The 1248-nt window shown below is 39.2% G+C and carries 1 protein-coding gene; it reads left to right on the top strand.

The features are described from left to right. Positions 1-1048: 1048 nt before the first annotated feature. Positions 1049-1248: group 1 glycosyl transferase (locus IGQ44_05700; protein ID HIK37466.1), on the top strand; the 200-nt coding region annotated here is incomplete at its 3' end.

Raw genomic sequence — 1248 nt, 5'->3', positions numbered from 1 at the left:
GGTGGCATATGATGGGAGGGGAAGGCTATTTGTAATATGACTTTTTGTCTTGTAGTTTTCGGGGGGTGTATTGTTTTTTGGGAGGTGTTTTTCGTCTGTATTCCTGCCGTAAATGAAATGAGGAGGCTATGTCTGAAGCGATTTATCTTGTGGTTATATATGAGAAGATTGTCTAATGTTGGAAATTTCCTTTTTGTCTTGTTGTTGCCAAAGAAATTTTTTAACAGTAGTAACTTCCCTTCTGTATTGTTGTTGAAAAGTAATAGATTATTTCACAAAAGCAATTTTACTCGTCTCGCCTTTGTGGATAAGGGGATAATTCCATGTTTTTCTTGCCTCTGTGGCTTAATTAACTACACAAATAGTTACAGCTATTATTGCAGTTATGGAGGGGTAGATTGTCTAAAAAGGGGGGTTGTATATTGTCTTTCTACCTCGGAATTCCCCTCGGCAGTGACGGGGGGTTTTGTAGCAAGCAGCAATTACATTCTCTCCTTTTTGTTTTTTGTCTTTCCCCTGTCGACAAAGATACTTTGTCAAGGTTATAACTCTATTTCTTGTCTTCTCCCCTTTGGCAAAGGAGTTATTTCACGGCAGGGTATGTATTTGTATTTCCCTTATCGGCAAGATGACTGTATAGCAGTAGTAGCAGTTTATATTGGTTTTTCCCTATTGGCAAAGGTATTCTCCGCGGCTAATTTATTCTCTCTTTATTTTTTCTTCTTTCTTTTGGTAAAGAAGGGGATTGTTTCAAGGGGGTGTATATACTCGTCTTTCTCCCTCTGGTAAAAGGATTATGTCATGTTAGTAATTCTTTCTTTTATCTCCCTTCTCCCGCTAGGGGTATTCTGTTATCGTAATAGTAATCCCATCTTGTCTTCCAACAAAGCCTACAATAGTAGCTGGACTAGTGGGATGTGAACAATGACAGTATACTATACTCCGGTGTAGGTGTGGCTGTAGTTATTATATTTTATTTATCCCCAAAACCGAGTATTTCCGATTAACTGCCTTAGATATTTTAAACAATCCGCAATTAAAATTGGTCTTGGTGGAGGGTAATTGTTACCATGAATCCTACTGTCAACAGTTGTGGGAAAGATGGGGTAGATGGTTGGTGACAATAAAACCCCAGGCTTTTGACGAAATGGCAAGGGTGATTTCCCTCAGCCATATTATAGTCTTCACTCCCCATGATCTTATCACTAACCAGGCGAAATGCCCCTTGGAAGTCATTGAGGCAATGGC

This window comes from Geminocystis sp. M7585_C2015_104 (assembly GCA_015295805.1).
Lineage (GTDB): Bacteria > Cyanobacteriota > Cyanobacteriia > Cyanobacteriales > Cyanobacteriaceae > DVEF01.
The sequence above is the reverse complement of the archived record's forward strand: the minus strand, read 5'-3'. Positions and strand labels throughout refer to the sequence as shown.